The organism is Pseudomonas sp. USHLN015, from assembly GCF_037153275.1.
Classification (GTDB): Bacteria; Pseudomonadota; Gammaproteobacteria; order Pseudomonadales; family Pseudomonadaceae; genus Metapseudomonas; species Metapseudomonas tohonis.
Map to the genome: position 1 here is coordinate 1 of NZ_JBBCKP010000005.1, position 26,288 is coordinate 26,288.

Annotated in this window: 23 protein-coding genes; 15 read left to right on the forward strand and 8 right to left on the reverse strand. The window is 68.3% G+C overall.

Annotated features, from left to right (window positions below):
* Positions 1-487 precede the first annotated feature (487 nt).
* The 10 genes from WFQ67_RS11075 (at position 488) to WFQ67_RS11120 (ending at position 11,338) form a co-directional block, all read left to right on the forward strand.
* Positions 488-1,711 carry an SfnB family sulfur acquisition oxidoreductase gene (locus tag WFQ67_RS11075; protein WP_213625526.1) on the forward strand — a complete coding sequence of 408 codons (1,224 nt, stop codon included), beginning with the start codon at positions 488-490 and terminating at the stop codon, positions 1,709-1,711.
* Between the two features lie 8 nt (positions 1,712-1,719).
* Positions 1,720-3,093 carry an LLM class flavin-dependent oxidoreductase gene (locus tag WFQ67_RS11080; RefSeq protein WP_213625525.1) on the forward strand — a complete coding sequence of 458 codons (1,374 nt, stop codon included), beginning with the start codon at positions 1,720-1,722 and terminating at the stop codon, positions 3,091-3,093.
* Positions 3,090-3,755, forward strand: a complete 666-nt coding sequence (locus WFQ67_RS11085; RefSeq protein WP_173178937.1) for a methionine ABC transporter permease — start codon at positions 3,090-3,092, stop codon at positions 3,753-3,755. The genes WFQ67_RS11080 and WFQ67_RS11085 overlap by 4 nt, the downstream gene beginning before the upstream one ends.
* Before the next feature lie 96 nt (positions 3,756-3,851).
* Positions 3,852-4,622 carry a MetQ/NlpA family ABC transporter substrate-binding protein gene (locus WFQ67_RS11090; protein ID WP_337056891.1) on the forward strand — a complete coding sequence of 257 codons (771 nt, stop codon included), beginning with the start codon at positions 3,852-3,854 and terminating at the stop codon, positions 4,620-4,622.
* A gap of 72 nt (positions 4,623-4,694) precedes the next feature.
* Positions 4,695-5,930, forward strand: a complete 1,236-nt coding sequence (locus tag WFQ67_RS11095; protein WP_337056892.1) for an SfnB family sulfur acquisition oxidoreductase — start codon at positions 4,695-4,697, stop codon at positions 5,928-5,930.
* 10 nt (positions 5,931-5,940) lie between these two features.
* Complete coding sequence (locus WFQ67_RS11100) at positions 5,941-7,149, forward strand: SfnB family sulfur acquisition oxidoreductase (RefSeq protein ID WP_337056893.1); 1,209 nt, start codon at positions 5,941-5,943, stop codon at positions 7,147-7,149.
* Positions 7,149-8,591 (forward strand): LLM class flavin-dependent oxidoreductase, encoded by a 1,443-nt coding sequence (locus WFQ67_RS11105; RefSeq protein ID WP_213625522.1) that lies wholly within the window; start codon positions 7,149-7,151, stop codon positions 8,589-8,591. The genes WFQ67_RS11100 and WFQ67_RS11105 overlap by 1 nt, the downstream gene beginning before the upstream one ends.
* 24 nt (positions 8,592-8,615) lie before the next feature.
* Positions 8,616-9,410: a MetQ/NlpA family ABC transporter substrate-binding protein gene (locus WFQ67_RS11110; RefSeq protein ID WP_213625521.1), complete on the forward strand. Its 795-nt coding sequence runs from the start codon at positions 8,616-8,618 to the stop codon at positions 9,408-9,410.
* 217 nt (positions 9,411-9,627) lie between these two features.
* Positions 9,628-10,704 carry a methionine ABC transporter ATP-binding protein gene (locus WFQ67_RS11115; RefSeq protein ID WP_213625520.1) on the forward strand — a complete coding sequence of 359 codons (1,077 nt, stop codon included), beginning with the start codon at positions 9,628-9,630 and terminating at the stop codon, positions 10,702-10,704.
* Positions 10,688-11,338, forward strand: coding sequence for a methionine ABC transporter permease (locus WFQ67_RS11120; protein WP_111264390.1), 651 nt, complete (start codon positions 10,688-10,690; stop codon positions 11,336-11,338). Before WFQ67_RS11115 ends, WFQ67_RS11120 begins: the two co-directional genes overlap by 17 nt.
* On the opposite strand, the gene WFQ67_RS11125 is transcribed toward WFQ67_RS11120, so the two are convergent.
* Together WFQ67_RS11125 and WFQ67_RS11130 are read right to left on the reverse strand one after the other, a co-directional pair.
* Positions 11,335-11,490, reverse strand: coding sequence for a PSPA7_2676 family Cys-rich small protein (locus tag WFQ67_RS11125; RefSeq protein ID WP_280527437.1), 156 nt, complete (start codon positions 11,488-11,490; stop codon positions 11,335-11,337). The genes WFQ67_RS11120 and WFQ67_RS11125 overlap by 4 nt on opposite strands.
* Positions 11,491-11,650: 160 nt before the next feature.
* Positions 11,651-12,550, reverse strand: coding sequence for a LysR family transcriptional regulator (locus tag WFQ67_RS11130; RefSeq protein WP_213625519.1), 900 nt, complete (start codon positions 12,548-12,550; stop codon positions 11,651-11,653).
* Positions 12,551-12,665: 115 nt separating this feature from the next.
* Here WFQ67_RS11130 and WFQ67_RS11135 point away from each other — a divergent pair, with 115 nt between their 5' ends.
* Positions 12,666-13,424 (forward strand): SDR family NAD(P)-dependent oxidoreductase, encoded by a 759-nt coding sequence (locus WFQ67_RS11135; protein WP_213625518.1) that lies wholly within the window; start codon positions 12,666-12,668, stop codon positions 13,422-13,424.
* Positions 13,425-14,346: 922 nt separating this feature from the next.
* Entirely contained in the window at positions 14,347-14,691 is a 345-nt protein-coding gene (locus WFQ67_RS11140) for a cupin domain-containing protein (RefSeq protein ID WP_337056894.1), read from the forward strand.
* Between the two features lie 153 nt (positions 14,692-14,844).
* Here the strand turns inward: WFQ67_RS11140 and WFQ67_RS11145 are convergent, their stop codons facing one another.
* Positions 14,845-15,498: a gamma-glutamylcyclotransferase gene (locus WFQ67_RS11145; protein ID WP_337056895.1), complete on the reverse strand. Its 654-nt coding sequence runs from the start codon at positions 15,496-15,498 to the stop codon at positions 14,845-14,847.
* Between the two features lie 436 nt (positions 15,499-15,934).
* Between WFQ67_RS11145 and WFQ67_RS11150 the strand changes: the two genes are divergently transcribed.
* The 3 genes from WFQ67_RS11150 to WFQ67_RS11160 all read left to right on the forward strand — a co-directional run bounded on the left by WFQ67_RS11150 (position 15,935) and on the right by WFQ67_RS11160 (position 18,580).
* Positions 15,935-16,945 carry an aliphatic sulfonate ABC transporter substrate-binding protein gene (locus tag WFQ67_RS11150; protein ID WP_337056896.1) on the forward strand — a complete coding sequence of 337 codons (1,011 nt, stop codon included), beginning with the start codon at positions 15,935-15,937 and terminating at the stop codon, positions 16,943-16,945.
* A 79-nt stretch (positions 16,946-17,024) separates the two neighbouring features.
* Positions 17,025-17,864 (forward strand): ABC transporter permease, encoded by an 840-nt coding sequence (locus tag WFQ67_RS11155; protein WP_213625515.1) that lies wholly within the window; start codon positions 17,025-17,027, stop codon positions 17,862-17,864.
* Between the two features lie 2 nt (positions 17,865-17,866).
* Positions 17,867-18,580, forward strand: coding sequence for an ABC transporter ATP-binding protein (locus tag WFQ67_RS11160; protein ID WP_337056897.1), 714 nt, complete (start codon positions 17,867-17,869; stop codon positions 18,578-18,580).
* A 356-nt stretch (positions 18,581-18,936) separates the two neighbouring features.
* On the opposite strand, the gene WFQ67_RS11165 is transcribed toward WFQ67_RS11160, so the two are convergent.
* The 5 genes from WFQ67_RS11165 to WFQ67_RS11185 all read right to left on the reverse strand — a co-directional run bounded on the left by WFQ67_RS11165 (position 18,937) and on the right by WFQ67_RS11185 (position 26,006).
* Positions 18,937-20,061 carry a sigma-54 interaction domain-containing protein gene (locus WFQ67_RS11165; protein WP_173179973.1) on the reverse strand — a complete coding sequence of 375 codons (1,125 nt, stop codon included), beginning with the start codon at positions 20,059-20,061 and terminating at the stop codon, positions 18,937-18,939.
* Positions 20,058-21,242 (reverse strand): acyl-CoA dehydrogenase family protein, encoded by a 1,185-nt coding sequence (locus WFQ67_RS11170; RefSeq protein ID WP_213625512.1) that lies wholly within the window; start codon positions 21,240-21,242, stop codon positions 20,058-20,060. The genes WFQ67_RS11165 and WFQ67_RS11170 overlap by 4 nt, the downstream gene beginning before the upstream one ends.
* A gap of 64 nt (positions 21,243-21,306) precedes the next feature.
* Positions 21,307-22,455, reverse strand: a complete 1,149-nt coding sequence (gene ssuD, locus WFQ67_RS11175; RefSeq protein WP_213625511.1) for an FMNH2-dependent alkanesulfonate monooxygenase — start codon at positions 22,453-22,455, stop codon at positions 21,307-21,309.
* 11 nt (positions 22,456-22,466) lie between these two features.
* The gene (gene msuE / locus WFQ67_RS11180) at positions 22,467-23,030 is read right to left on the reverse strand and encodes an FMN reductase (protein ID WP_213625510.1); all 564 of its coding nucleotides are present in this window, start codon (positions 23,028-23,030) and stop codon (positions 22,467-22,469) included.
* Between the two features lie 507 nt (positions 23,031-23,537).
* Positions 23,538-26,006, reverse strand: coding sequence for a TonB-dependent receptor plug domain-containing protein (locus WFQ67_RS11185; RefSeq protein ID WP_337056900.1), 2,469 nt, complete (start codon positions 26,004-26,006; stop codon positions 23,538-23,540).
* Positions 26,007-26,288: the final 282 nt, after the last annotated feature.

Sequence of the window (26,288 nt, forward strand, 5' to 3'; positions counted from 1 at the left end):
TACGTTGCAGGCTCGAGGCCTAAGGGTGGACACGACTTCCAGCCCCTCCCCCGATGATCAGTCGGGGACTATTACCCCTGTGGAGGTATTTAGTCGAGATACAAGGGTGGACCCCGTTCCATCGGTCCACCAATCGGGGTCATGCCGGACGCCGCTGGTGGATGGAAAAAGCGCCATCCACCCTACGGGCGTGCCTCCGCAACACTCTGGAGACGGGTGGCATCGTCGTAGGGTGGGCTTCAGCCCACCAGCCCCGCACAAAAGCTTCGCGAGCAGAGCTCGCTCCTACGGGTGAGGTTCTCGCTCATCAACTGTTGCTCCAGCAACACCTGACCAACAGATTGCCTGCTCCGGCAGCCGCAAACTGTTGGGAAGAATATTCAAATCATTGATTTATAAGGAAATAAAAATCAGGCACGGCTTGTGCTTTGTCTCTTTGCAAGCAAGGTCGCGGGTGTTCGCGATCCAACAGCACGAGCAGAGAGCCATGTCCCAAGACGTCATTTCCGCCCCCTATGCCCTGGGCATTCCGGACGCCCACATCATCCGCAGCGATGCCGAGGCCATCGAGGTCGCCCACCGTGTGGCGGCCTTCCTGCTGGAGGGCGACGCCGAGCGCGACCGTACCCGCGAGGTGCCGCCGGAGGTGGTGGACGTCTTCTCCAACAGCGGCCTCTGGGGCATCACCGTGCCCAAGGTGTTCGGTGGCGCGGAGGTGAGCTACGCCACCCTGGCCGAGGTGATCGCCATCATCTCCGCCGCCGACGCCTCCCTCGGGCAGATCCCGCAGAACCACTACTGCCTGCTGGAAGACATCCGCCTGCAGGGCACCTACGAGCAGAAGCGCGTGTTCTTCGGCCTGGCGCTCAAGGGCAACCGCTTCGCCAACGCCCTGTCGGAAACCGGCGGCAAGAACGTGCAGGACATCCAGACGCGCATCCGCCGCGATGGCGACGCCCATGTGATCAACGGCCGCAAGGGCTACTGCACCGGCTCGCTCTACGCCCACTGGCTGGCGGTGCTGGCCGTGGACGAGGACGACAAGGGCCAGCTGGCCTTCGTCCAGCGTGGCAGCGAGGGGCTGGTGGTGGTCGACGACTGGTCCAGCATCGGCCAGCGCAACACCTCCAGCGGCACGGTGCTGGCCAGGGACCTGCGGGTGCCGGCCGAACACCTGTTCCCCACCTACCGCTCCTACGAGAGCCCGACCCTGGCCGGGCCCTTCGCCCAGATCACCACCGCCGCCATCGACGCCGGCATCGCCCGCGCCGCGCTGCGCGACACCCTGGCCTTCGTCCGCGAGCACGCCCGCCCCTGGATCGACGCCGGGGTGGAGAAGGCCAGCGAAGACCCGCTGACCCTGATCCAGATCGGCAACCTGGGCATCCGCCTGGAGGCCGCCGAAGCCCTGCTGGAGCGCGCCGGCAAGGTGATGGACGCGGCGCGCCCGGCGCCGGATGCCGACAACGTCGCCCTGGCCTCCATCGCCGTAGCCAAGGCCAAGGTGCTGACCACCGAGATCGCCATCGAGGCCGCCAACCGCCTGTTCGAACTGGGCGGTACCCGCTCGACGCTGCAGCAGCACAACCATGACCGCCACTGGCGCAACGCCCGCGTGCACACCCTGCACGACCCGGTGCGCTGGAAGTACCACATCGTCGGCAACTGGCTGCTCAACGGCGTCAAGCCGCCGCGCCACGACTGGTCCTGAGGCGCCACATGAGCAAGCAGATCCGCCTCAACGCCTTCGCCATGAACACCGTCGGCCACCTGTCCCCGGGCCTCTGGCGCCACCCGCGCGACCAGGCGCGGCGCTACACCGACATCCACTACTGGATCGAGCTGGCGCGCACCCTGGAGCGCGGCAAGATCGACGGCCTGTTCATCGCCGACGTGCTGGGCGTCTACGACGTCTACCACGGCGGCCCCGAGCACGCCCTGCAGCACGCCGCCCAGGTGCCGGCCAACGACCCGCTGCAACTGGTGCCGGCCATGGCCGCGGCCACCGAACACCTGGGCTTCGGCGTCACCGCCTCGGTGTCCTTCGAGCACCCGTACCCCTTCGCCCGGCGCATGAGCACCCTGGACCACCTGACCCGTGGCCGCGCCGGCTGGAACATCGTCACCTCCTACCTGGAAAGCGGCGCGCGCAACATCGGCCTCAAGCAGCAGCTCAACCACGAGCAGCGCTACGCCCTGGCCGCCGAGTACCTGGAGGTCTGCTACAAGCTCTGGGAAGCCAGCTGGGAGGATGACGCCGTGGTCGCCGATGCCGAGCGCGGCGTCTACGCCGACCCGGCCAAGGTGCACCCCATCGCCCACAAGGGCGCGCACTTCGAGGTGCCCGGCTTCCACCTCAGCGAGCCCTCGCCGCAGCGCACCCCGGTGCTCTACCAGGCCGGCGCCTCCAGCCGGGGCAAGGCCTTCGCCGCCGGCAACGCCGAGTGCGTGTTCGTCGCCGCGCCCACCCGCCACATCCTGCGCAACCAGGTCGCCGACCTGCGCCGCCAGGCCGAGGCCCATGGCCGCAAGGGCCGCGACCTGCTGGTGTTCAACCAGCTCACGGTGATCGTCGCACCCACCGACGCCGAGGCCCAGGCCCGGCTGCGCGAATACCGCGAGTACGCCAGCCAGGACGGCGCGCTGACCCTGATGTCCGGCTGGACCGGCATCGACTTCGGCCAGTACGCGCCGGACCAGGTGCTGCGCCAGGTCGAGAGCAACGCCATCCAGTCGGCAGTGGACGCCTTCACCGCCGCCGACCCGAGCCGCACCTGGACCACCGCCGAGATCGCCGACTACTGCGCCCTGGGTGGCGACGGCCCGCTGCTGGTGGGCTCGCCGCAGAGCGTCGCCGACGAACTGCAGGCGTGGGTCGAGGAGACCGACGTCGACGGCTTCAACCTGTCCAGCATCGTGGCGCCGGAAACCTTCGTCGACATCGTCGACCTGCTGGTGCCGGAGCTGCAGGCGCGCGGGCTGTTCAAGCGCGACTACGAAGCCGGCAGCCTGCGCCACAAGCTGTTCGGCCAGGGCGACCGCCTCGCCGAGCCGCACCCGGCGGCGCGTCTGCGCAGAAGGGGCGAGGCATGAACGCGCTGCTCGCCAACCTCGACTGGGTGGAGATCGGCCAGGCCTGCATCGACACCCTGACCATGCTCGCCCTGGCCCTCGGCTTCACCGTGCTGCTGGGCCTGCCGCTGGGCGTGCTGCTGTACCTCACCGGCAAGAAGCAGCTGCACGAGAAACCCGGCTTCTACCGGCTGGCCTCGGCCCTGGTGAACATGCTGCGTTCGCTGCCCTTCATCATCCTGCTGATCGTGATGATCCCGCTGACCACGCTGCTCACCGGCACCTCCCTGGGCGTTGCCGGGGCCATCCCGCCGCTGGTGGCCGGCTGCACGCCGTTCTTCGGCCGCCTGGTGGAAACCGCCCTGCGCGAGGTCGACCGCGGCCTGGTGGAGGCCACCCAGTCCATGGGCGCCAGCACCTGGCAGATCATCTGGCACACCCTGCTGCCCGAGGCGCGCACCGGGCTGATCGCCGCTGTCACCGTCACCGCCATCGTGCTGGTGGACTACACCGCCATGGCCGGCGTGATCGGCGGCGGCGGGCTCGGCGACCTGGCCATCCGCTTCGGCTACCAGCGTTTCCAGACCGACGTGATGGTGGTCACCGTGGCCCTGCTGGTGGTGCTGGTACAGGCCCTGCAGATGAGCGGCGACCGCCTGGTGGTGCGCTACAGCCGCCGCTGAATCCCTATCCCGCGCGGCAGCCGGGTCCCGCTGCCGAACACGGCCCCACGTCCGCCCCACGACGGCCAACCCAACACTGCCCCAGGAGCAACACCCATGAAAAAGGCTATCGCCGTACTGGCCGCCGTCGTCGCTTTCACCGCCCAGGCGGGCGAGAAACTGGTGGTGGGCGCCACCCCCGTGCCCCACGCGGAAATCCTCGAATTCGTCAAACCTGCCCTGGCCAAGGAAGGGGTCGACCTGGACATCAAGGTGTTCACCGACTTCATCCAGCCCAACGTGCAGCTGGCGGAGAAGAACCTCGACGCCAACTACTACCAGTACCGCCCGTTCCTCGATGAGTTCAACAAGAGCCGCCACACCGACCTGGTGCCGGTGGTGGGCATCCACATCGAGCCCTTCGGCGCCTACTCCACCAAGATCAAGTCGCTGGACGAGCTGAAGGACGGCGCCTCGGTGGCCATCCCCAACGACCCGGTCAACACCGGCCGCGCCCTGGTGCTGCTGCACGAGGCCGGGCTGATCAAGCTGAAGGACCCGAGCAACACCCTGGCCACCCAGCGCGACATCGCCGAGAACCCGAAGAAGCTGAAGATCCGCGAACTCGAAGGCGCGCTGCTGGCCCGCTCGGTGAGCCAGGTGGACCTCGCCTTCGTCTTCGCCAACTACGCCCTGGAAGCCGGCATCGACACCAACAGCGCGCTGATCGTCGAGAAGGGCAAGGACCTCTACGCCGAGTTCCTCGTCGCCCGCCCCGACAACCGCGAGGACCCGGGCGTGCAGAAGCTGGCCAAGGCGCTGAATTCGCCGGAGGTCCGCCAGTTCATCCTCTCCCGCTACAAGGACCAGATCGCCCCGGCGTTCTGACTCACCGGCCCCGTGCCGGCCGCCCTCCGGGGTGAACGGCGCGGGGCGTAATCCGCAACCCAAGGCCACACCATGACCAACGAAACCGAACCCAAGGTTCTTCGTGATGAAGCACCGCCGCTACACCCGGCGGCGCTGATCGAGAACGATGCCCAGGCCCTGCTCGCCGCCCACGAAGTGGCGAAGCTGGCCAAGGAAGGGGCTGCACACCGTGACCGCGAACGCCTGCTGCCCTGGCGCGAGCTGGAACTGTTCACCCGGCTCGGCCTGGGTGGCATCCGCATCCCGCGCGCCTACGGTGGCGCCGAGGTGTCCTTCGTCACCCTCGCCGAGGTGTTCCGCATCCTCTGCGCCGCCGACCCGGCGCTGGGGCAGATCCCGCAGAACCAGTTCGGCCTGCTCAGCGTCATCGAGTACGTCGGCAGCGAGTCGCAGAAGCGCAAGGTCTTCGCCGGCATCCTCGAAGGGCGCCGCCTGGCCAATGCCGGCCCCGAGCGCAACACCCGGCACACCCTGGAGATCAAGGCGCGCATCACCCGGGGCGACGCCGGCCTGGAGGTCAGCGGCGAGAAGTTCTATTCCACCGGCGCGCTGTTCGCCCACTGGGTGGCGGTCAAGGCCATCGACGACAGCGGCGTCGGCGTGCTCTCCCTGGTGGAGCGAGGCGTGCCGGGGCTTGCCATCGTCGACGACTGGTCCGGCTTCGGCCAGCGCACCACCGCCAGCGGCACCGTGCTGCTGGACCGCGCCCCCGTGGCCGACGACCTGGTGTTCCACAACGGCCGCCTGGCCGAGGTGCCGAGCATCCAGGGCGCGCTGTCGCAGCTGATCCAGGCGGCCATCGACGCCGGCATCGCCGAGGCCGCCATCGACGACGCCATCGCCTTCATCCGCGAGCGCTCGCGGCCCTGGGTCGACGCCGGCGTCGAGCGGGCCAGCGAGGAGCTCTACACCATTGCCGAGATCGGCCGCCTGAAGGTCGAGCTGAACGCCGCCAACGCACTGCTGGAACGCGCCGGCCAGGTGCTCGACGAAGTCGCCGCCGCGCCCATCGACGCCGCGGCCGCCGCGCGCGCCTCCATCGCCGTGGCCGAGGCCAAGGTGCTCACCACCGAGGTCGCGCTGCTGGCCAGCGAGAAGCTGTTCGAGCTGGCCGGAAGCCGCGCGACCCTCGCCGAGTTCAACCTCGACCGCCACTGGCGCAATGCCCGCGTGCACACCCTGCACGACCCGGTGCGCTGGAAGGTCCACGCCGTCGGCAACTACCACCTCAATGGCGCCTTCCCGGCGCGTCATTCTTGGATATGAGGCAGCGCCCATGACCCTCCTGCAACCGCAACAGGGCCCGGCGGTGGCCATCATCCGCGACGACGCCGAGGCGCTGGCCGTGGCCCGCCAACTGGCCGGGCAATTCCGCAGCGGCGCCGCCGAGCGCGACCGCGAACGGCGCCTGCCCCATGCCGAGCTCGACACCTTCAGCCGCTCCGGCCTGTGGGGCATCACCGTGCCCCGTGAGTTCGGCGGCGCCGGCGTGTCCCGCGTCACCCTGGCCCGCGTGCTGGCGATCATCTGCGCCGCCGACAGCTCCATCGGGCAGATCCCGCAGAACCACTTCTACGCCCTCGAAGTGCTGCGGGTGAATGGCAGCGAGGCCCAGCAGCGCCGCCTGTTCGGTGCCGCCCTGGCCGGCGAGCGCTTCGGCAACGCCCTGGCGGAGATCGGCACGCGCACCTCCAACGACCGCATCACCAAACTGGTCGCGGATGGCGATGACTTCCGCATCCAGGGCCGCAAGTTCTACTGCACCGGCGCGCTCTACGCCCAGCGCGTGCCGACCCTGGCGGTGGGCGAGGACGGCCACCAGCATTTCGCCTTCGTCGAACGCGACGCGCCGGGGCTTTCGATCGTCGACGACTGGTCCGGCTTCGGCCAGCGCACCACCGGCAGCGGCACCGCGATCTTCGACAACGTGCCGGTGGTCGCCGAGGACGTGGTCTCGTTCCAGGCCGCCTTCGAGCGCCCGACCACGGTCGGCCCCTTCGCCCAGATCCTCCACGCCGCCATCGATGCCGGCATCGCCCGCGAAGCCTACGAGGACGCCCTGGCGTTCGTGCGCACCCGCTCGCGGCCGTGGATCGACTCGGGGGTGGACAAGGCCAGCGAGGACCCGCTGACGATCCACGAGTTCGGCCGCCTGGCCATCCGCCTGCACGCCGCCGAGGCCATCCTCGACCGCGCCGGGCGCATCCTCGACGCCGCCACGGCCGAGCCGACGGCCGAGAGCGTGGCCGCCGCCTCCATCGCCGTCGCCGAGGCCCGCGCGCTGACCACCGAGGTCTCGCTCAGTGCCGGCAGCAAGCTGTTCGAACTGGCCGGCACCCGCGCCAGCCTCGCCGAGCACAACCTCGACCGTCACTGGCGCAACGCCCGGGTGCACACCCTGCACGACCCGGTGCGCTGGAAGTACCACGCGGTGGGCAACTACTACCTCAACGACGTGCTGCCACCGCGCCGGGGGACGATCTGATGGCGCGCAAGCAGATCCTCCTCAACGCCTTCAACATGAACTGCGTGGGGCACATCAACCACGGCCTGTGGACCCACCCGCGCGACCGCTCCACGGACTACCGCAGGCTCTCCTACTGGACGGAGCTGGCGCAGCTGCTGGAGCGCGGGCTGTTCGACGGGCTGTTCCTGGCGGACATCGTCGGCGTCTACGACGTCTACCAGGGCAACGTCGACCTGACCCTCAAGGAGAGCATCCAGCTGCCGGTCAACGACCCGCTGCTGCTGGTCTCCGCCATGGCCGGGGCGACCCGCCACCTGGGCTTCGGTCTCACCGCCAACCTCAGCTACGACGCGCCCTACCTGTTCGCCCGGCGCATGAGCACGCTGGACCACCTGAGCGACGGCCGCGTGGGCTGGAACATCGTCACCGGCTACCTGGAAAGCGCGGCGCGGGCCATGGGCCTGACCCGGCAGGTGGAGCACGACCGCCGCTACGACCAGGCCGACGAGTACCTGGAGGTGCTCTACAAGCTCTGGCAGGGCAGCTGGGAGGAGGGCGCGGTGCTCGGCGACCGCCAGCGGCGCATCTACGCCCAGCCGGACAAGGTGCACAAGGTCCACCACCACGGCGAGTTCTACGACGTCGAGGGCTACCACCTCTGCGAACCCTCGCCGCAGCGCACGCCGGTGCTGTTCCAGGCCGGCTCCTCGGCGCGCGGCCTGCGTTTTGCCGGCGAGCACGCCGAGTGCGTGTTCATCAGCGGCAACAACAAGGCCGCGACCCGTGCCCAGGTGGACAAGGTGCGCGCCGCAGCCGTGGCCGCCGGCCGTGATCCTCAGGCGGTGAAGGTGTTCATGGGCATCAGCGTGATCGTCGCGCCCACCGAGGCCGAGGCCCGCGCCAAGCACGCCGAGTACCTGGCCCATGCCAGCGCCGAGGCGGGCGTCGCCCACTTCGCCAGCTCCACGGGCATCGACTTCGCCGAGTACGGCCTGGACGAGCCCATCCGCCCGGTGAAGACCAACGCCATCGAGTCGGCCACCAACAAGCTGCGCGAAAACAGCCTGACCCGTCGCCAGCTCCTGGAGCAGCACGCCCTGGGTGGCCGCTACATCCTGCTGGTGGGCTCGCCGACCCAGGTGGCCGACGAACTGCTGGCCTGGGTCGACGAGACCGGGCTGGACGGCTTCAACCTCACCCGCATCGTCACCCCGGAAAGCTACGCCGACTTCATCGACCTGGTGATCCCCGAACTCCAGGCCCGTGGCGCCTACAAGACCGCCTACGCCGAAGGCACCCTGCGCCACAAGCTGTTCGGCGCGGGGGATCACCTGCCGGTGGACCATCGGGGAGCCCGTGTGGGAGCGAATTCATTCGCGAATCGGCCCGAAGGGGCGACCCCGGACTCCCAGGGGAAGGCTGCGCCTTCCATCGCGAATGAATTCGCTCCCACGACCTGAACCCATTACCCAAGGATAGAAACCATGCCCAAGCACACCCTCAAGACCCTGGCCCTCGGCCTGCTGCTGGCCGGCGGCATCGCCCAGGCCGCCGACCAGCCCCTCAAGCTCGGCACCACCGCCGCCTTCGCCCCGCCCCTGGAAGTGGCGGTGGAAGAGGCCGCCAAGCAGGGCCTCAAGGTCGAGCTGGTGGAGTTCACCGACTGGAACACGCCGAACATCACCCTGGCCAACGGCGACATCGACGCCAACTACTTCCAGCACACGCCCTTCCTGGAGAACGCCAACAAGGAGGGCGGTTTCAAGCTGAAAGCCTTCGCCCCCGGGATCATCAACAACGTCGGCCTGTATTCGAAGAAGTACAAGGCCATCGCCGACCTGCCCGAGGGCGCCAAGGTGGCCATCGCCAACGACCCCATCAACGGCGGTCGCGGCCTGCAGCTGCTGCAGAAGGCCGGCCTGCTCAAGCTCAAGGAGGGCGTGGGCTACAAGGCGACCCTGGACGACATCGTCGACAACCCCAGGCACGTCGACATCATCGAACTGGAGGCCGTGCAGCTGGTGCGCGCCCTGGACGACGTCGACCTGGCCCAGGGCTACCCGCACTACATCCGCCTGGCCGGCACGATCGACCCCAACAGCGCGCTGCTCTTCGACGGCATCGAGAACAAGGAATACGTCATCCAGTTCGTCACTCGTGGCGATTACCAGGACGACGGCCGCCTGGCCAAGTTCGTGGACCTGTACCAGCACTCGCCGCAGGTGCGTGCGGCCCTGGACAAGGCCCATGGCTCGCTCTACCAGCCCGGCTGGCAGTGACGCCCCAGGGATAGGCGTGGGAGCGAATTCATTCGCGAAAGGAGCGCGCAGCGCTCCCAGGGTGACCCCGGCAGGACAGCCCTGAGGCCTGCATCGCGGATGAATCCGCTCCCACAGGATGAAGACGGTCGCCCTGACGCTGTTGATCCTTGTAGGGGCGAATTCATTCGCCCCTACAGGTTTGCGTCACTCGGCAATTTGAATCAGAGAGGCCCTTATGGTCAGTTTCAACCGCAACATCAGCCTGGACCTGCCGCACATCCGCCTGCAGGGGCTGGGCAAGGCCTACCAGGGCAACCAGGGGCCGGTGCAGGCGTTGCAGGGCATCGACCTGGAAATTCGCCGGGGCGAGGTGTTCGGCATCATCGGTCGCAGCGGCGCCGGCAAGTCGTCGCTGATCCGCACCCTAAACCGCCTGGAGAGGCCCTCGGTGGGCCAGGTGGTGATCGACGAAGAAGACATCGGCACCTTCGACGAGAAGCAGCTGGTGCTGCTGCGCCGCCGCGTCGGCATGATCTTCCAGCACTTCAACCTGATGTCGGCCAAGACCGTCTGGCAGAACGTCGCCCTGCCGCTGAAGGTGGCAGGCGTGGCCAAGGCCGATATCGAGCGCAAGGTCGCCGAGCTGCTGGCCCTGGTGGGCCTGTCGGAGAAGCGCGACGCCTACCCGGCGCAACTGTCCGGCGGGCAGAAGCAGCGCGTCGGCATCGCCCGTGCGCTGGTGCACCAGCCGCAGATCCTGCTCTGCGACGAGGCCACCTCGGCGCTGGACCCGGAAAGCACCCAGTCGATCCTGGCGCTGCTACGCGACATCAACAAGCGCCTGGGCCTGACCATCGTGCTGATCACCCACGAGATGGGTGTGATCCGCGAGATCTGCGACCGCGTGGTGGTGCTGGAGCGCGGCCGGGTGGTGGAGCAGGGCGAGGTCTGGCAGGTGTTCGGCGACCCGCAACATGAGGTCACCCGCACCCTGCTGGGCACCCTGCGCCACGAGTTGCCGGACGACCTGCAAGGCCGCCTGGCCAACGAGCCGGTGGCCGGCGGCGACCTGCTGCTGGACCTGCACTTCACCGGGGCCAGCGGCCGCGAGCCGGACCTGCTGGCCATCACCCAGGCCCTGGGCACGCGGGTGAGCCTGCTGCATGGCGGCATCGACCGCATCCAGGGCCGCGCCCAGGGGCATCTGCTGGTGCGCATCAGCGATGTGGGGCAGGGCAGTGCCTGGGTGCTCGAACAGGCCCATCACTTGGCGGACAAGGCGGAGGTGCTCGGCTATGTCGCCCATGCTTGACCGCCTGCTGCAGGGCATCCTCGACACTTTGCTGATGATCGGCGCCTCGTCGCTGATCGTGTTCCTGGTGGGCATTCCCCTGGCACTGGTGCTGGTCACCACGGGGCCGGGCGGGATCTTCGAGGCGCGCCTGGTCAATCGCTCGCTGGGCAGCGTGGTCAACGTGCTGCGCTCGATCCCGTTCCTGATCCTGATGGTGGCGCTGATCCCCTTCACCCGGCTGATCGTCGGCACCAGCTACGGCGTCTGGGCCGCCGTGGTGCCGCTGACCATCGCCGCCACGCCGTTCTTCGCGCGCATCGCCGAGGTGAGCCTGCGCGAGGTGGACTTCGGCCTGGTGGAAGCAGCCCAGGCCATGGGCTGCCAGCGTCGCCACATCATCTGGAACGTGCTGCTGCCGGAGGCGCGGCCGGGCATCGTCGGCGGCTTCACCATCACCCTGGTGACCATGATCAACTCCTCCGCCATGGCCGGTGCCATCGGCGCGGGCGGCCTGGGCGACCTGGCGTATCGCTACGGCTACCAGCGCTTCGACACGCAGATCATGCTCACGGTGATCATCCTGCTGGTGGTGCTGGTGACCCTGATCCAGTTCGGTGGTGATCGCCTGGCGCGGCTGCTCAACAAGCGCTAGCCCGTCGATGCCTCCTCCTCGGGGGCATCGCGCTTCACGTAGCGATGGGCGCCGCAGCGTGTGCAGCGCTGGCAGAGCATGGGCTCGGCGCCCACGTCGGTTTCGTGTCCTTCGGTCCAGCTGCATCCGAACAGAAAACAATGGAGTCGCATGTAACCTCCCGGGGCTCGCCCCGTTCAACCAGGCAGGGGTTGGGGTGCAGTGCATGCGCCTTGTTGTTGTGCGTATCGGCCGGGGAAGCATCCGCGCTGCGGTCTAGAACGGACAACCTAAATTGCCGGCGGCGGGCGATCCGCCATTTGAGGACGCGCATCAGCGGTTGCGCTCCCGTTCCAGCAGGCCTTCCAGCCAATCGATGAACACCCGCACGCGACGGGGCAGGTGGCGGTGGGCATAGAGGAGGTTGAGCGCGAGCGGCGGGGCCGGGTAGCCCGGCAGCAGCTCCACCAGGGCGCCGCTGGCCAGGTGCTCGCGCAGGCCCATGCGGGGCGCCTGGATCAGCCCCAGGCCGCCGAGGCAGGCGCCCTCGTAGGCATCGGCGTTGTTCACCGTGAGGTTGCCGGCCATGGTCAGCCGGTGGACCTTGCCGCCCATCAGGTACTCGAAGCCGTCGGGGCGTGCGCCGAGCACCGGCAGGTAGTGCACCAGGCGATGCCGGGCGAGGTCGTCGAGCGTGCGTGGCGTGCCGTGGCGGGCCAGGTACTCGGGGCTCGCGCAGTTGACCATGGGCATGGCGCCGAGGGCGCGCGCCACCAGGGTCTCGTCCAGCAGGTTGCCGGCGCGCAGCACGCAGTCGAAGCCTTCGCGCACCAGGTCGACGCGGCGGTCGGTGCCGCTCAGCTCCAGCTCCAGGCCCGGGTGGGCGTCGAGGAATTCGCCCAGGTGCGGCATCACCACCTGCCGCGCGATGCGGCTGGGCATGTCCACCCGCAGGCGCCCGGCGAGCACTTCGCCGTCCTGGCGGAACATGCCTTCCAGCTCGTCCATCTGCGCCAGCAGCGCCTTGCTGCGTTCATACAGCGCCAGGCCGTCCTGGGTCGCCTGCACCTTGCGCGTGGTGCGTTGCAGCAGGCGCGCGCCCAGCAACTGCTCCAGCGCCTGCACCTGTTCGGAGACGCTGGAGCGAGGCAGGCCGAGGCTTTCCCCGGCCTGGGTGAAGCTGGACAGCTCGGTGACCCGGGCGAAGGTGCGCAACAGCTCGAGCTTGTTCATGGCGCGCGTCCATTTGTTCGGTTGGGGCGATCAGTATTTCCGATTTCACGGCGTTTATCAGTATTCGGTCGGACAATAAGCTGGCTCCACTTCCCACCCATCCAGGAGCACCCCCATGACTCGCAAGATCGCACTCATCACCGGCGCCAGCCGTGGCCTTGGCAAGAACGCGGCGCTGCACCTGGCGGCCCAGGGCGTCGACATCATCGGCACCTACCACAGCCAGGCGGACGAGGCCCAGGCGGTGGCCCGCGAAGTGGAACGCCTAGGCGGCCGCGCCCGCATGCTGCGCCTGGACGTGAGCGACAGCTCGGGCTTCGGCGCCTTCGCCGCGCAGGTGGGCGAGACCCTGCAGCGGGACTTCGGCCGCGAGACCTTCGATTTTTTGGTGAACAACGCCGGCATCGGCATCCACGCCAGCTGCGCCGAGACCACCGAGGAGCAGTTCGACACCCTGGTGAACATCCAGCTCAAGGGGCCGTTCTTCCTCACCCAGAAGCTGCTGCCGGTGCTGGCCGACGGCGGGCGCATCCTCAACGTCTCCACCGGGCTGGCGCGCTTCTCCCTGCCGGGCTACGGCGCCTACGCGGCGATGAAGGGCGGCATCGAGGTGTGGACCCGCTACCTGGCCAGGGAGCTGGGCCCGCGCGGCATCACCGTCAACGTGCTGGCACCCGGCGCCATCGAGACCGACTTCGGCGGCGGCGTGGTGCGCGACAACAGCCAGGTCAACGACTTCATCGCCGGCAACACCGCCCTGGGCCGCGTCGGCCTGCCGGATGACATCGGCGGCGCCATCGCCATGCTCCTTTCCGACGGTGGCCGCTGGATCACCGGCCAGCGCATCGAAGCCTCGGGCGGCATGTTCCTCTGATCGCCCCCAGGGCGGGTGGAACCCGCGTGACCCGATGCGCGGCGGCGTCGGGTCGCACCCGGCCTGCATGCGTGACGCCTGGTGGGCGCGACTTCATTGGCTCTGTCTGCGTTTGCTGTTGTGGATTCAAGAAAAGGCTCAGCGGCTCTTTCAGGGGGATTCTGGATTCCTGGCACACCCACCGCATGGGTTTCGCTTCGCTCTACACCCTCCTACGAAAGCCGCCAACCGTGCTGGCAATGGGGCCGCTGTGCGGCCCTTTCGCGAATGAATTCGCTCCCACGGGTTGGCGATAGACAGTGGGCGAATGAATTGGCTCTGACTGCGTTAGCTGTGTGGATTCAACAGGACGACTCTGGATTCCTGGCACACCCACCGCATGGGTTTCGCTTCGCTCTACACCATCCTACGAAAGCCGCCAGCCACGGCGTCCACCGGGTGGTGATGCGCATATCAATGTGAAGTATCGAGCGTCAGAGCTGGAGCAGCCGCCAAACGCCCCTTTCAGGAGGCCGAGCGCAATCATCGTTTCAGGGGTTGAGCGACATGGATGTCGCGAAAGGCGTACCGGGCCATGGATGGCCCGTTACGCCGTGCCCTTGAAACGATGATGGAGCGAGGGAAGTCTGGCTTCAGCCAGACCCGTATGCAGGGGCAAGCGTTTTTGGTTCCTTTTTTTGGCGACTGAAAAAAGGGACTCGCCCGGGGGGGCGAAACCAGAAACATCAGCAAAGCTCGGCAATCAACTGCACTCGAAACCTTCCAGCAACACTCAACGCAGACAGAGCCAATTCACTCGCATCGGGGAGACAGGAGAAAACAGCGGCTGCGCTTCTGGACACCCGGGTGGCGGTTCCAGGCAAGCCCCGGCCCGCCGGCTTGCCTATGGTGGCCGCTCGATTCCGCCAAGCCTGGAGCTCACATGTCCGATTTCATCACCGTCCTGCGTGAAACCTGCCCCGTCCCCGTGGTCGACGCCACCAAGTGGAAACGCATCGGCGGCGACCCGCACACGGTCAACCTCAACGCCTACCTCTCAGCCGACGGCAGCAAGATCATGGGCACCTGGATCTGCACCCCCGGCAAATTCGAGGTGAACTACGAGAAGTGGGAGTTCTGCCACTTCCTCGAGGGCTACTGCATCATCACCCCCGAAGGCGAGGCGCCGGTGCGCCTGCGCGGCGGCGATGTGTTCGTCATCGAGCCGGGCATGAAGGGCACCTGGGAAGTGGTGGAGACGGTGCGCAAGTACTTCGTCTTCGCCTGATCGCGAAACGGTGGGTGCCATGCATGGCACCCACCGTCCCGCTGTGCAGGGTGGGGTGGCGCTTTTTTTCATCCACCAGGCGGAGTCGGGATCGCCACACGCTGATGCCGGGGCCTCGCATGGATGGGCTTTGCGGACCCATCCCACGGTGAATCACCCCAGGCTCAGGCTGCCCTGCTTGCAGCACCTCATCAACGCCGCCTCCAGCTTGCGGTCCGGCATCGCATGGGCCCGCAGGCTGTTGACGGTCTTTTCCACGTAGTCACGGGTGGTGCCGTAGTGCCCGCAGGCCCCGGCGAATACCTGGGTGAGCACGTGGTCCGGCAGGGCGCCGGCGTAGCAGGGAAGGTTGCGCCGCAGCACGAAGCCCAGCGCCTGCACGCGCTGCCCATCGGCCAGGTGGCAGCTGAGCCAGCGCGGCTCGTAGCCGGCGTCGGGCATCTCGCGTTGCCAGAGGGCGAAGAGGTGTTCGTGCAACTGCTCGTCGGGCAGGCGGTAAGCGAAGCCCGCGCAGGAGCCGCCGCGATCCAGGCCCAGCACCAGGCCCGGGGATTCCGGGGTGCCACGGTGGATCTGCGACCAGAGGTAGAGCCCGCGGTGATAGCCGTGGATGCGCGCACGCCGGGTTTCCTCTGTCGGGCATTCCGGCCGCCAGATCAGCGAACCGTAGGCGAACAGCCAGACCGGCCCACCCCGGTGGTCCTTCATCGTCGCTTCGAGGGACGCCAGCAATTCGCCGGGGGTCAGCCGCACCGGCTGATCCAGCTGGGGCGGGTAGGGCGGGTGGCTATCGTGCTGGCCTGACATGGATGACGCGTATCTCTCGGTGATGCGCGGCACTGGCGAGGCCGCGCCCTTGTTGTACCAGTTGCAGGGCCTGTGGAGGAACGGGCAATCGTCGCCTGGACGTGATTTTTCGCTCTGCGGCCGTCGCTGTTGCTGCCGGGTCAGCTAAACATGGCCCCGACCCCTGGATAAAGGAATGAATGGCAATGCCCTGATAACCAGGGCGCATAAGTAAAATGGGCAACTGTTGCTGGGTGAACACTTGATCAGCAGGCTGTCGCTGCAGCGACAGTGGAATGCCGGGGAGGAGGGCGCAAAGCCCTGTGGGGCGGGCGCCCGGCCTGCTGGCACGAGTGCTGCAATATTCCTTGCAGAAAGCGAAAGCGCAGCCGGACCTTACTCGAAAGAATAAGCACGGCGCGCCAGGCCCACCCATCCAGCGGCAAGGAGCGACACCATGCACACCTTCACCTCGCGGGCCCGCACGCCCGGCAAACTGGCCCGCTTGTTCGGCCTGCTCGGCGCCTCGGCGGTCCTCGCGTTCGGCACATCCGCCGCCCAGGCCGAAGCGCTGCCCAAGGAGCTGCGCCTCGACTACGCCTACTACTCGCCCACCAGCCTGGTGCTCAAGCACTTCGGGTGGCTGGAGCAGACCGTGGGCGCCGGCACAAAGGTCAGCTGGGTGCTGAGCCAGGGCAGCAACCGTTCGCTGGAGTACCTCAACGGCGGCAGCATCGACTTCGCCTCCACCGCCGGCCTCGCCGCCGTGCTCAGCCGCGCCAACGGCAGCCCGATCAAGACGGTGTACATCGCCAGCCGCCCGGAATGGACCGCGCTGGCCGTGCGCAAGGACTCGCCCATCCAGAGCGTCGCCGACCTCAAGGGCAAGAAGATCGCCGCCACCAAGGGCACCGACCCCTACCTCTTCACCCTGCGCAGCCTGGAACAGGCCGGGTTGAGCAAGGACGACGTCGAGTTGGTGCACCTGCAGCACCCGGATGGCCGCGTGGCCCTGGAGAAGGGCGACGTCGACGCCTGGGCGGGCCTCGACCCGCACCTGGCCGCCAGCCAGGTCCAGGCCGGCTCGAGCATCCTCTACCGCAACGTCGCCTTCAACAGCTATGGCGTGCTCAGCGTCACCGAGCGCTTCGCCAAGGAACACCCGCAGGCCATCGCCACCGTGCTGGGTGCCTACGAGAAGGCGCGCAAGTGGGCCCGCGAGAACCCCGAGGAGCTGGCCCAGCTGCTGGCCAGGGAATCCGGCCTGCCGCTGGAGGTGGCGCGCCTGCAACTGTCGCGCACCGATTTCTCCAATGCCCAGCCGGGCCCGGAGCACATCGCCGCGCTCAAGGCCGCCGCGCCGATCCTGGTGACCGAGGAGCTGGTGCGCCGTGGCGTGCAGGTCGAGCAGGTGGTGGACCAGCTGATCGACCCGGCCTTCAGCGCCCAGGCCATCGCCAGGCAGTGATTCGCAGGTCCGCCGGGGCTCGCGCAAGCGACCCCGGCATTGGCGCACGCGGGACCACCCCGGCGCCGGGAGCAGAGACATGAACAGCAAGAGCAAGACCCTGCCGGCGAACCCCGTCGGCACCTGGAAACCGACCTTCTCCGGCGTTGCGCTGCGGCGCCGTCTCAAGGGCCTGGCGATCCCGCTGCTGGCCCTCGCCCTGCTGGAAGTGCTGGTGCGCATCGGCTGGGTGCCGTCCTACCAGATGCCCGCGCCCAGCGAGATCTTCCTCACCCTGCGCGACCTCGCCGGCGGTTCCCTCTGGACCCATATCGGCGTCAGCCTGGCGCGGGTGGCGGCGGGCTTCGCCATCGGCGCCGTGCTGGCGCTGGGTGTCGCCGCCTGGGTCGGCCTGAGCCGCGAGGCCGAGGCTTACCTCGAACCCACCTTCGCCGCCCTGCGCGCCATTCCCAGCCTGGCCTGGGTGCCCTTGCTGCTGCTCTGGCTGGGCATCGACGAGAGTTCCAAGGTGGTGCTGATCGCCATCGGCGCCTTCTTCCCGGTCTACCTCAACGGGGTCGCGGCCATCCGCAACATCGACCGCAAGCTGGTGGAGGTGGGGCAGATGTACGGCTTCGGCCCGGCGCGCCTGGCGCGGCGCATCCTCCTGCCGGCGGCGCTGCCGGGATTGTTCACGGGCCTGCGCAGCGGTCTCAGCCTGGCGTGGATGTTCCTCGTCGCCGCCGAGCTGATCGCCGCCACCAAGGGCCTGGGCTACCTGCTCACCGACGGCCGCGAAACCTCGCGGCCCGACCTGGTGCTGGCCTCGATCATCGTCCTGGCGCTGCTGGGCAAGCTCAGCGACGGCCTGCTGGCGGCGCTGGAAACACGGCTGCTGGCCTGGCGCGACGCCTTCGCCGGCCAGGGCGGGGAGGGGTGAACATGAATGACTCATTGCTGGACATCCAGGTCGAGCGCAAGCAGTTCGCCGGCCATACCGTGCTGCAGAACGTGCACCTGACGCTGCGCGAGCGCGAGGTGGTGAGCCTGCTCGGCCCCAGTGGCTGCGGCAAGAGCACCCTGTTGCGCATCGTCGCCGGGCTGGAGCGCGACTACGTCGGCCGCACCTTGCGCGGCGAGGGCGAGGTGGCCTTCGTGTTCCAGGAGCCGAGGCTGATGCCCTGGCTCACCGTGGCGCAGAACATCGGCTTCGCCGACGACAACGGCTATGACCGCGAGCGCGTGGCGCGGCTGATCCGCGAGGTGGGCCTGGAGGGCTTCGCCGAGGCGCTGCCCAAGCAGCTTTCCGGCGGCATGGCGCAGCGCGTGGCCATCGCCCGCGGGCTCTACTCGCAACCCCGCGTGCTGCTGCTGGACGAGCCCTTCAGCGCCGTGGACGCCTTCACCCGCATGAAGCTGCAGGACCTGCTGCTGCAACTGGCCGAGCGCCATGCCATCGCGCTGCTGCTGGTCACCCATGACATCGACGAAGCCCTGTACCTGGGCGACCGCGTGCTGGTGATGGGCGCCCGCCCGGGCACTGTGCGCCAGGAACTCGCCGTGCCCCTGCCACGCCCGCGCGACCGGCGCGACCCCGAGCTCGCGCGACTCAAGGCCGAGGCGCTGACCGAGTTGCACCTGGCGCATGTGATCTGAGGAAGGGGCCGGGCTTGGCAGCCCTTCGGGCTGCTTGGCGACTGAAGTCGCCCCTACAGGTCATTCCTCGTGTCCACCTGCTTCAGCCCACCCACGATCGCGGATGGATCCGCTCCCACGACAGCACGCACGGGTGTCTGTGTAGGGGCGAATTCATTCGCCCAGCGTCGCGCAGCGCCGCCACCCGCACAGAGGATCTGAGGGGCGGATGCAGGGTGGATGGCGCTCTTTCCATCCACCGGACGGGCTCGCTGGCGGGCATGGGATTTCTCCTGTGGGAGCGAATTCATTCGCGATCGGACCCTCCCGAAACAGGAGAACGCACCGGATGCACGATCCGGCGCGTTGTCTTGCCGTCAAACCGTCAACTGCACCACCCGCTCCCCATCGATGCGGGCGTCGGCACCGCGGCGGTTGACCACCAGTTCGCCGATGGCGATCAGGCGGCTGCGGGTGACGTTGCGGCTGAGGCCGAGGAGGTTGGCGGTGTGCACCTGGTTGCAGTGGCAATGGCGGTAGGCGGCGCGCAGGAGTGCGTCCTCGACCTTCTGGTGCAGGTCGCCGCCCTGTTCCTCGAACAGGCGCTGGAAGGCGTGGAGCATCTGCGCTTCGGCCGAGCCGTCGTGGCCGCGCGGTTCTTCCGGACGGTCGATGCGCAGGTTGGAGAGATGCAGGTCGTCGGCCTGGATCACGCCGTCGCGGCAGATCAGCAGGGTGTGGTGGATGACGTTCTCCAGCTCGCGGATGTTGCCGGGCCAGGAGTAGGTGCGCAGCTTGTGCGCGGCTTCGGGGCTGAGTTCGCTCTGGCCGTAGCCCAGGCGGCGGCTGTACTCGCCGATGAAGTGGCGGGTGAGCGGCAGGATGTCGCCGGGGCGCTCGCGCAGCGGCACGAGTTCCAGGCTGACGACGTTGAGGCGGTAGTAGAGGTCCTCGCGAAAGTGCCCGGCGTTGATCGCCTTCTCCAGCTGCACGTTGGTGGCGGCGAGCACGCGCACGTCGATGGGGATCGGCGTGCGCGAGCCCAGGCGCACCACTTCGCGCTCCTGCAGCACCCGCAGCAGCTTCACCTGGATGGGCATCGGCAGGTCGCCGATCTCGTCGAGGAACAGCGTCCCGCCGTTGGCCGCCTCGAACCACCCGGCCTTGGCCGCCAGGGCGCCGGTGAAGGCGCCTTTCTCGTGGCCGAACAGCTCGGCCTCCACCAGTGACTCGGAAAAGGCCCCGCAGTTGACCGCCACGAAGGGGCCGTCTCGGCGGGCGCTGAGGTTGTGGATGTGGCGGGCCACCAGCTCCTTGCCGGTGCCGGTCTCGCCGATCACCAGCACGCTGGCCTCGCTCGGCGCCACCTGCTGCAGGTGTTCCAGCAGGGCCTGGGATTTCGGGTCCTCGAACACCTGGGCGGTGGCGCGAACCGAGGTCGCCAGGGCCGGGGAGGGGGGCAGGGTGAGCAGGCCGGAGCCGCTGGGACGGGGTGCTTTCATGAGTAGAAGGTCGGCTGTGGCAGGTTCTGGTTGAGCGCCCAGTCGCCCAGCTCGCGGACCTTGTAGTCCACCGGGTCGTGCAGGGTCTGGGTGCGCAGGTTGCGCCAGTAGCGGTCCAGGCGCAGGGCGGCGTGGGTGGAGCGGGCGCCGGTGACCTCGAACATGCGGTTGCACAGTTCCAGGCCGTTGCGCGTGGTGGCGACCTTGGCCGTGGCGATGGCCAGGGCCAGTTCGCCGCGCTGCGCCTCGCCCAGGGCGGTGCCCTGGTTCCAGGCCGCATCCAGCAGCTGGTTGGCGCGCTGGACCAGGACTCGGGCGCTTTCCAGGCCGACCCAGAAGTCACCGTAGCGGGCCAGCACGTAGGGGTCTTCGCCGGCGCTCTCGACACCGGAACGGAACCACGGGCGGGCTTCGCGCAGGGTGTAGGCGCGGGCTTCCTCGAAGGCGCCTTCGGCGATGCCGAGGAAGATGTTGCTGAAGATCAGCTGGGCGATCAGCGGGCGCAGGCAGGCGAAGGGCGTGCTCAGCGGGCCGGGCTCCAGCAGCAGTTCGTTCTCCTCCACCCGCACCCGTTCGAAGGTGGCGCTGCCGCTGTCGGTCTGGCGCTGGCCCATGTTGTCCCAGTCCTCGGCCAGGCTGATGCCGCTGCGCGCGGTGGGGATGGCGGCGATCAGCAGCTTGCCGCTTTCCTCGTCCAGGCCGGAGGCGATCAGCATCTGCGAGTCCAGGGCGCCGGAGCAGAAGCTCTTCTTGCCGGAGAACTCGCGGTAGCCGTTGAAGCGCCGCACCGTGGTGCGGGTGTCCAGCGGGTTGAGGGCGTTGCCCCAGAACCAGCGGTTGCGCGCGGTGAGCTCGAACCAGGGTTGCCACTGCTCGGGGCGGGAGAACAGGCGCACGGTGGCCAGCATCAGGTGCTGGAAGGCGAAGACGTGGGCGAGGGAGCTGTCGACGCGGGCGAATTCGCGGACCACGGCGAGGGTGGTCTGCCAGTCGGCGCCGAGGCCGCCGTATTCGCCGGGGATCACCAGCGACAGCAGGCCGCTCTGGCGGATGGCGTCGCGCTCGGCCTTGGGGGTGCCGCCGTGTGCGTCGCGTTCGGCGGCGCTGAGGGCGAAGCCTGTGGCCAGCTCGCGGGCGATCTGCAGCGGCGTGGGGGTGGCGAGATGCTGAGGGGCATTCACGCTCGGGTCCTCTTCAGGTGGGTTCTTGTCGTGGCGCCCCTGCGCAGGGGCAGGGGCGGTGCGGTCAGTGGGCGGCGACCTTGGTGGGCAGCACGTCGTTGGCGATCATTTCGCCGAAGGGCCCGGTGAGATTGGTGACGCCGCGACCGGCGAGGCTGGCGTAGGGCTCGGGCAGCAGCGGGAAAACCAGTTCGGCGAAGCGGTAGGCCTCCTCCAGGTGCGGGTAGCCGGAGAAGATGAAGCTCTCGATGCCCAGGTCCGCGTATTCCTTGATGCGCTCGGCCACCTGTTGCGGGTCGCCCACCAGCGCGGTGCCGGCACCGCCGCGCACCAGGCCGACGCCGGCCCAGAGGTTGGGGGCGATCTCCAGGTTGTCGCGGCGGCCGTTGTGCAGCGCGGCCATGCGTCGCTGGCCCTCGGAGTCGAAGCGCGAGAAGGATTTCTGTGCCGCCTCGATGGTTTCGTCGCTGATGTGCTCGATCAGCTTGCTCGCGGCCTGCCAGGCTTGGTCGGCGGTCTCGCGGACGATCACGTGCAGGCGGATGCCGAACTTCACGCTGCGGCCATGGCGGGCGGCGCGCTCGCGCACGTCGGCGATCTTCTCGGCCACGGCGGCCGGCGGTTCGCCCCAGGTCAGGTAGACGTCCACCTGCTCGCCGGCCAGGTCGTGGGCGGCGTCGGAGGAGCCACCGAAGTACAGCGGCGGGTAGGGTTTCTGGATCGGCGGATAGAGCGCCTTGGCGTTCTGCACCTGCAGGTGCTTGCCCTCGAAGTCCACCGACTCGCCCTGCAGCACGCGGCGCCAGATGCGCAGGAATTCGTCGGTCACTTCGTAGCGTTCGGCGTGGCTCAGGTGGATGCCGTCGCCACGGTTCTCGTCCGGGTCGCCGCCGGTCACCACGTTGATCAGCAGGCGGCCGCCGGAGAGGCGGTCGAGGGTCGCGGCCATGCGCGCGGAAACGGTGGGCGAGATGATCCCGGGGCGGATCGCCACCAGGTAGCGCAGGCGCTCGGTCAGCGGCGCCAGGGCCGATGCGACCACCCAGGAGTCCTCGCAGGAGCGACCGGTGGGGATCAGCACGCCGTAGTAGCCGAGGCTGTCGGCGGCCTGGGCCACCTGCTTGAGGTAGGGCAGCGACACCGGGCGGGCGCCCTGGCTGGTGCCGAGGAAGTGGCCGTCGCCGTGGGTGGGGAGGAACCAGAACACATTCATGGGGCTGTCCTTCAGGCGATCTTCTTGAGGGCGTCGGTGCGGCTGCCGAAGAGGCTGGCGGCGCGGTCGGCGGCCAGCGCGATGCGGGCTTTCAGCGGCTCGCTGGTGACCTGGTAGTCGACGAAATCGGCCTCGGAGGCGTAGACGCCGATGGGCAGCGTGAGGGCCTGGAAGAAGCTGAACAGCGGGCGCAGCTGGTGATCGATGACCAGCGCGTGGCGCTCGCTGCCACCGGTGGCGGCGAGCAGCACCGGGGTGTCGATCAGGGCGTTCATGTCGATCAGGTCGAACAGGTGCTTGAACTGGCCCGGGTAGGAGCCGCGGTAGACCGGGGCGGCCACCACCAGCAGGTCGGCCGTCTCGATGGCGCGCAGCTCGTGCTCGACGGTTTCCGGCAGCTCCTTGCGCGACAGCGCGCCGCCGACGGGGCGGGCGATATCGCCGAGCTCGATGATGCGCACGTTGACCGGCAGGTGTTTGCCCAGCTCGGCCACCAGGGCCTGGGTCAGCACCAGGGTGCGCGAGGGGCGGAAGGTGCCGCCGGAGACGGCGACCACGTTGATGGCGTTGCTCATGGGGTTGTCCCTTGTGATGTTGCGCTATGTACAGAGGGACAGAGCAAGGGCCGTACCAACAGCCCAAGTGTGCGGAAACAGGGCAGTTGGGCGGGGTTGAGCCAGGAAAACCTGCCAGGTGGGCAACACTTCTGCTGATCGGGTGTTGCTGGGGAAACAGTTTGCGGGGTTGCGGCCATCGCGATTGAATTCGCTCCCACAGGGGCGGCTGCGGGGTTGGGGTGGGCGACGGCGGCATGGGTTTCGCTGCGCTCTACCCATCCTGCGGGGTGGCTCCTTGTGGGTTGGGTGGTTGGGTTGGGCGAATGAATTCGCCCCTACGGGGGGCTGTGTAGGGTGGAGGTCGCTTTTTACCTCCACCATGCGTGGTTGGGGTGGACTTAGGCGGCATGGGTTTCGCTGCGCTCTACCCATCCTGCGGGGTGCTCCTTGTGGGTTGGGTGGTTGGGTTTGGGCGAGTGAATTCGCTCCTACAGGAAGGGCCCCGTTCGGGGCCCTCGCGTTGGGTCAGAAGTCGTAGCTGATGCTGGTGTAGTAGAACGCCCCCTGCGCGCCTTCGGGCGAGGTGATGCTGTACTTGGGCACGCCATAGAGCTGCGCGCCTTCGAGCTTGTCGGGGTGGCTGTCGAACAGGTTGATCGCCCCCACCGAGACCTTGAGCCCCTGCTGGAAGCTGTAGCTGAGGTCCAGGTCGGTCACCCATTGCGCGCTGAAGGTCTGGTCCAGGGCCGGGTTGCTGGCGTTGAGCGACTTCCATTCGCCATAGCGGCGCTGCGCCAGGGTCAGGCCCCAGCCCTCGTAGAGCCAGCTGGCGCTGAGGGTGAGCTTGTCGTCCGGGGTGCCTTCCTCGATCAGGCCCTGGGTGTTGCGCCCGACGATCTGCGAGCCGCGGATGCGGCCGACATCGCGCAGCTTGGTGATCTCGGTGCGGTTGCGGCTGTAGCCGGCGCTGAGGTTGAGGCGGCCGGCGCGCTCCAGGTCCCACTGGTAGTTGCCGGTGAACTCGATGCCGCGGGTGCGGGTGTCGGCGACGTTGGTGTAGAAGGCCGCGCTCTGGATGTTGGCGTAGGGCGTGCCGGCGAAGATCGGCCCGACCACGGTGGCGGGCAGCTGGTCGGACAGGGTGATGCGGTTCTCGATGTCGATGCGGTAGGCGTCGACGGTGAAGGAAGCGTTGTCCAGCGGGCGCCAGACCAGGCCCAGGGAGTAGTTGGTGGACTCCTCCGGCTTCAGTGCCTTGCCGCCCAGCAACGCGGCCTCGGGGCTGTCGGCGCGCAGGGTGCGCTGCTGCACTTCCACCCAGTTGCCGCTGCCCGTGGGCTGCTCGACCACCTGCACGCTGAACGACGACAGGCCGCTCTGCACCAGCGAGGGCGCGCGGTAGCCGGTGCTGGCGGTGGCGCGCGCGGCCACCTGGGGGGTGAAGTCGTAGCGCAGCGAGAGCTTGCCGTTGGTGGTGTCGCCGAAGTCCGAGTAGTGCTCGGTGCGTGCGGCGACGCCGGCCTGGAATTTCTCCGTGACCTGGCCTTCGACATCGACATAGGCGCCCCAGACCTTGCGATCCAGCGACACGGCGTCGACGTTGGTGATGCCCGAGTAGTAGCCGGGGATGCGCCGCCCGGTGACCGGGTCGAGGGTGTTGAACAGCGGCCCGTTCTGCCAGCCGGCCGCCTCGCCCGCGCTCAGCTCGTAGTTCTCCTTGCGCCAGGCGAGGCCGGCGGAGAGGGTCAGCGGCTTGTACAGCAGGTCGGTGGGGAAGTCGCGGGTCCAGTCCAGGGTCAGGTTGGTCTGGTCGGCCTCGCGTTCGCCGGTGTAGATCTTCTCCGGGCTGCTGGCGCCCCAGCTGGGGTTGATGGCGTTGCGGTCGGTGGACTTCACCGAGTTGTCGCCGTGGTTGAGGGCCAGGTCGAACCTGCCCAGGGCTTCGTCCTCGTAGCGCAGGCCGCTGGTCAGCGCATAGTCCTCCAGGGTGTAGCGGGTGATCGGGATGCGGCCGTCGGGGAAGCGCGCCAGGGCCACGCTGCCGTAGTTGTTGCGCAGGGCGGTGGGCGGGTCGAAGAAGCTTTCGGCGTCGCTGTTCTTGTGGGCGTAGGTGGCGAAGGCGTAGGCGGTCAGGCCGTCGGCCAGGCCGACCTCGCCGTTGGCGGTGAAGTTGTACTGGTCGGAGACGTTGCCCGAGCCCCAGCGCCAGGTGCGGTTGGGGTTGTTCTGTTCCCGTGGCGTGTTGGTGCTGGTGGAGCCGGGGTAGAAGATGCGGTTGTCCGGGTTGGTGTCGCTGGCCGGGTCCTGGCTGCCGGCATCGAAGGCCAGGGTGACGAAGCCGTCGTTGGGCAGGGCGAAGCCCTTCCAGCCGCTGAGCTTGCGTTGCAGGCCGTCGCCCTTGTCGTAGCCGCCGAAGCGGTAGCCGATGTTGCCGCCGTCGTCCTTTTCCTTGAGCACGATGTTGATCACCCCGGCGATGGCGTCCGAGCCGTACTGGGCGGCGGCGCCGTCGCGGAGGATTTCCACGCGCTGGATCGCCGCCAGGGGGATCAGGCTGAGGTCCACCGCCGCGGCGCCCCGGCCGTTGACCAGGCCCTGGCGGGTGACGTTGGCGCTGGTGTGGCGACGCTTGCCGTTGACCAGCACCAGTACCTGGTCGGAGGCCAGCCCGCGCAGCGAGGCGCCCTGGGCGATGGAGCCGGAGAAGGCGCCCTGGGGCGATTGCGGGAAGCTGAAGGAGGGCGAGAGCGCGGTGAGGGCGCCGGAGAGGTCCTGGGCGCCGGTTTCCTGCAGCTGTTCGCCGCTGAGCACGTCGACCGGGGCTGCGCTTTCCAGCGCGGTGAGGTCGCTGCGGCGGGTGCCGACCACCACCACCGTGCCGAGGCGTTCGCCGTTGGCGGTGGGTTTGCTCGGGGATTCTGCGGCGAGGCCGGGGAACGCAAGGCTGCTGGTGGCCAGGGCGATGGCGCTGGCCAGGAGGGAAGGACGGTACATCTGGTTTACCCCTGTAGGAAGGAAGTGAAGGCATGGTTTTTCGTGTCCCGGGCGCTTATGGGTTTTCCCTTCCTGCGCCTCTTTCGCCTTCCTCCAGAGCAACGGTTGTGCCAGGGGGTTTGCGGTTTTTAGATTATTTAAAGCCGATGTAAATCAATGGGTTATTGGAGTGATTGGAGCGGGTTTACGGCCCTTGTGCCGGGGTTGCTGGAGGGGCAGCAGCAGGCCCGCAACGGGGCAGCAATGGGCGAGGTATGGGCGGTGATCGACAGGGGTTCGGAG

Bases quoted from the DNA above. Each gene is read 5' to 3' on its own strand.
- WFQ67_RS11075 (WP_213625526.1), top strand. From the start codon at position 488: ATGTCCCAAGACGTCATTTCCGCCCCCTATGCCCTGGGCATTCCGGAC.
- WFQ67_RS11080 (WP_213625525.1), top strand. From the start codon at position 1,720: ATGAGCAAGCAGATCCGCCTCAACGCCTTCGCCATGAACACCGTCGGC.
- WFQ67_RS11085 (WP_173178937.1), top strand. From the start codon at position 3,090: ATGAACGCGCTGCTCGCCAACCTCGACTGGGTGGAGATCGGCCAGGCC.
- WFQ67_RS11090 (WP_337056891.1), top strand. From the start codon at position 3,852: ATGAAAAAGGCTATCGCCGTACTGGCCGCCGTCGTCGCTTTCACCGCC.
- WFQ67_RS11095 (WP_337056892.1), top strand. From the start codon at position 4,695: ATGACCAACGAAACCGAACCCAAGGTTCTTCGTGATGAAGCACCGCCG.
- WFQ67_RS11100 (WP_337056893.1), top strand. From the start codon at position 5,941: ATGACCCTCCTGCAACCGCAACAGGGCCCGGCGGTGGCCATCATCCGC.
- WFQ67_RS11105 (WP_213625522.1), top strand. From the start codon at position 7,149: ATGGCGCGCAAGCAGATCCTCCTCAACGCCTTCAACATGAACTGCGTG.
- WFQ67_RS11110 (WP_213625521.1), top strand. From the start codon at position 8,616: ATGCCCAAGCACACCCTCAAGACCCTGGCCCTCGGCCTGCTGCTGGCC.
- WFQ67_RS11115 (WP_213625520.1), top strand. From the start codon at position 9,628: ATGGTCAGTTTCAACCGCAACATCAGCCTGGACCTGCCGCACATCCGC.
- WFQ67_RS11120 (WP_111264390.1), top strand. From the start codon at position 10,688: ATGTCGCCCATGCTTGACCGCCTGCTGCAGGGCATCCTCGACACTTTG.
- WFQ67_RS11125 (WP_280527437.1), bottom strand. From the start codon at position 11,490: ATGCGACTCCATTGTTTTCTGTTCGGATGCAGCTGGACCGAAGGACAC.
- WFQ67_RS11130 (WP_213625519.1), bottom strand. From the start codon at position 12,550: ATGAACAAGCTCGAGCTGTTGCGCACCTTCGCCCGGGTCACCGAGCTG.
- WFQ67_RS11135 (WP_213625518.1), top strand. From the start codon at position 12,666: ATGACTCGCAAGATCGCACTCATCACCGGCGCCAGCCGTGGCCTTGGC.
- WFQ67_RS11140 (WP_337056894.1), top strand. From the start codon at position 14,347: ATGTCCGATTTCATCACCGTCCTGCGTGAAACCTGCCCCGTCCCCGTG.
- WFQ67_RS11145 (WP_337056895.1), bottom strand. From the start codon at position 15,498: ATGTCAGGCCAGCACGATAGCCACCCGCCCTACCCGCCCCAGCTGGAT.
- WFQ67_RS11150 (WP_337056896.1), top strand. From the start codon at position 15,935: ATGCACACCTTCACCTCGCGGGCCCGCACGCCCGGCAAACTGGCCCGC.
- WFQ67_RS11155 (WP_213625515.1), top strand. From the start codon at position 17,025: ATGAACAGCAAGAGCAAGACCCTGCCGGCGAACCCCGTCGGCACCTGG.
- WFQ67_RS11160 (WP_337056897.1), top strand. From the start codon at position 17,867: ATGAATGACTCATTGCTGGACATCCAGGTCGAGCGCAAGCAGTTCGCC.
- WFQ67_RS11165 (WP_173179973.1), bottom strand. From the start codon at position 20,061: ATGAAAGCACCCCGTCCCAGCGGCTCCGGCCTGCTCACCCTGCCCCCC.
- ssuD (WP_213625511.1), bottom strand. From the start codon at position 22,455: ATGAATGTGTTCTGGTTCCTCCCCACCCACGGCGACGGCCACTTCCTC.
- msuE (WP_213625510.1), bottom strand. From the start codon at position 23,030: ATGAGCAACGCCATCAACGTGGTCGCCGTCTCCGGCGGCACCTTCCGC.
- WFQ67_RS11185 (WP_337056900.1), bottom strand. From the start codon at position 26,006: ATGTACCGTCCTTCCCTCCTGGCCAGCGCCATCGCCCTGGCCACCAGC.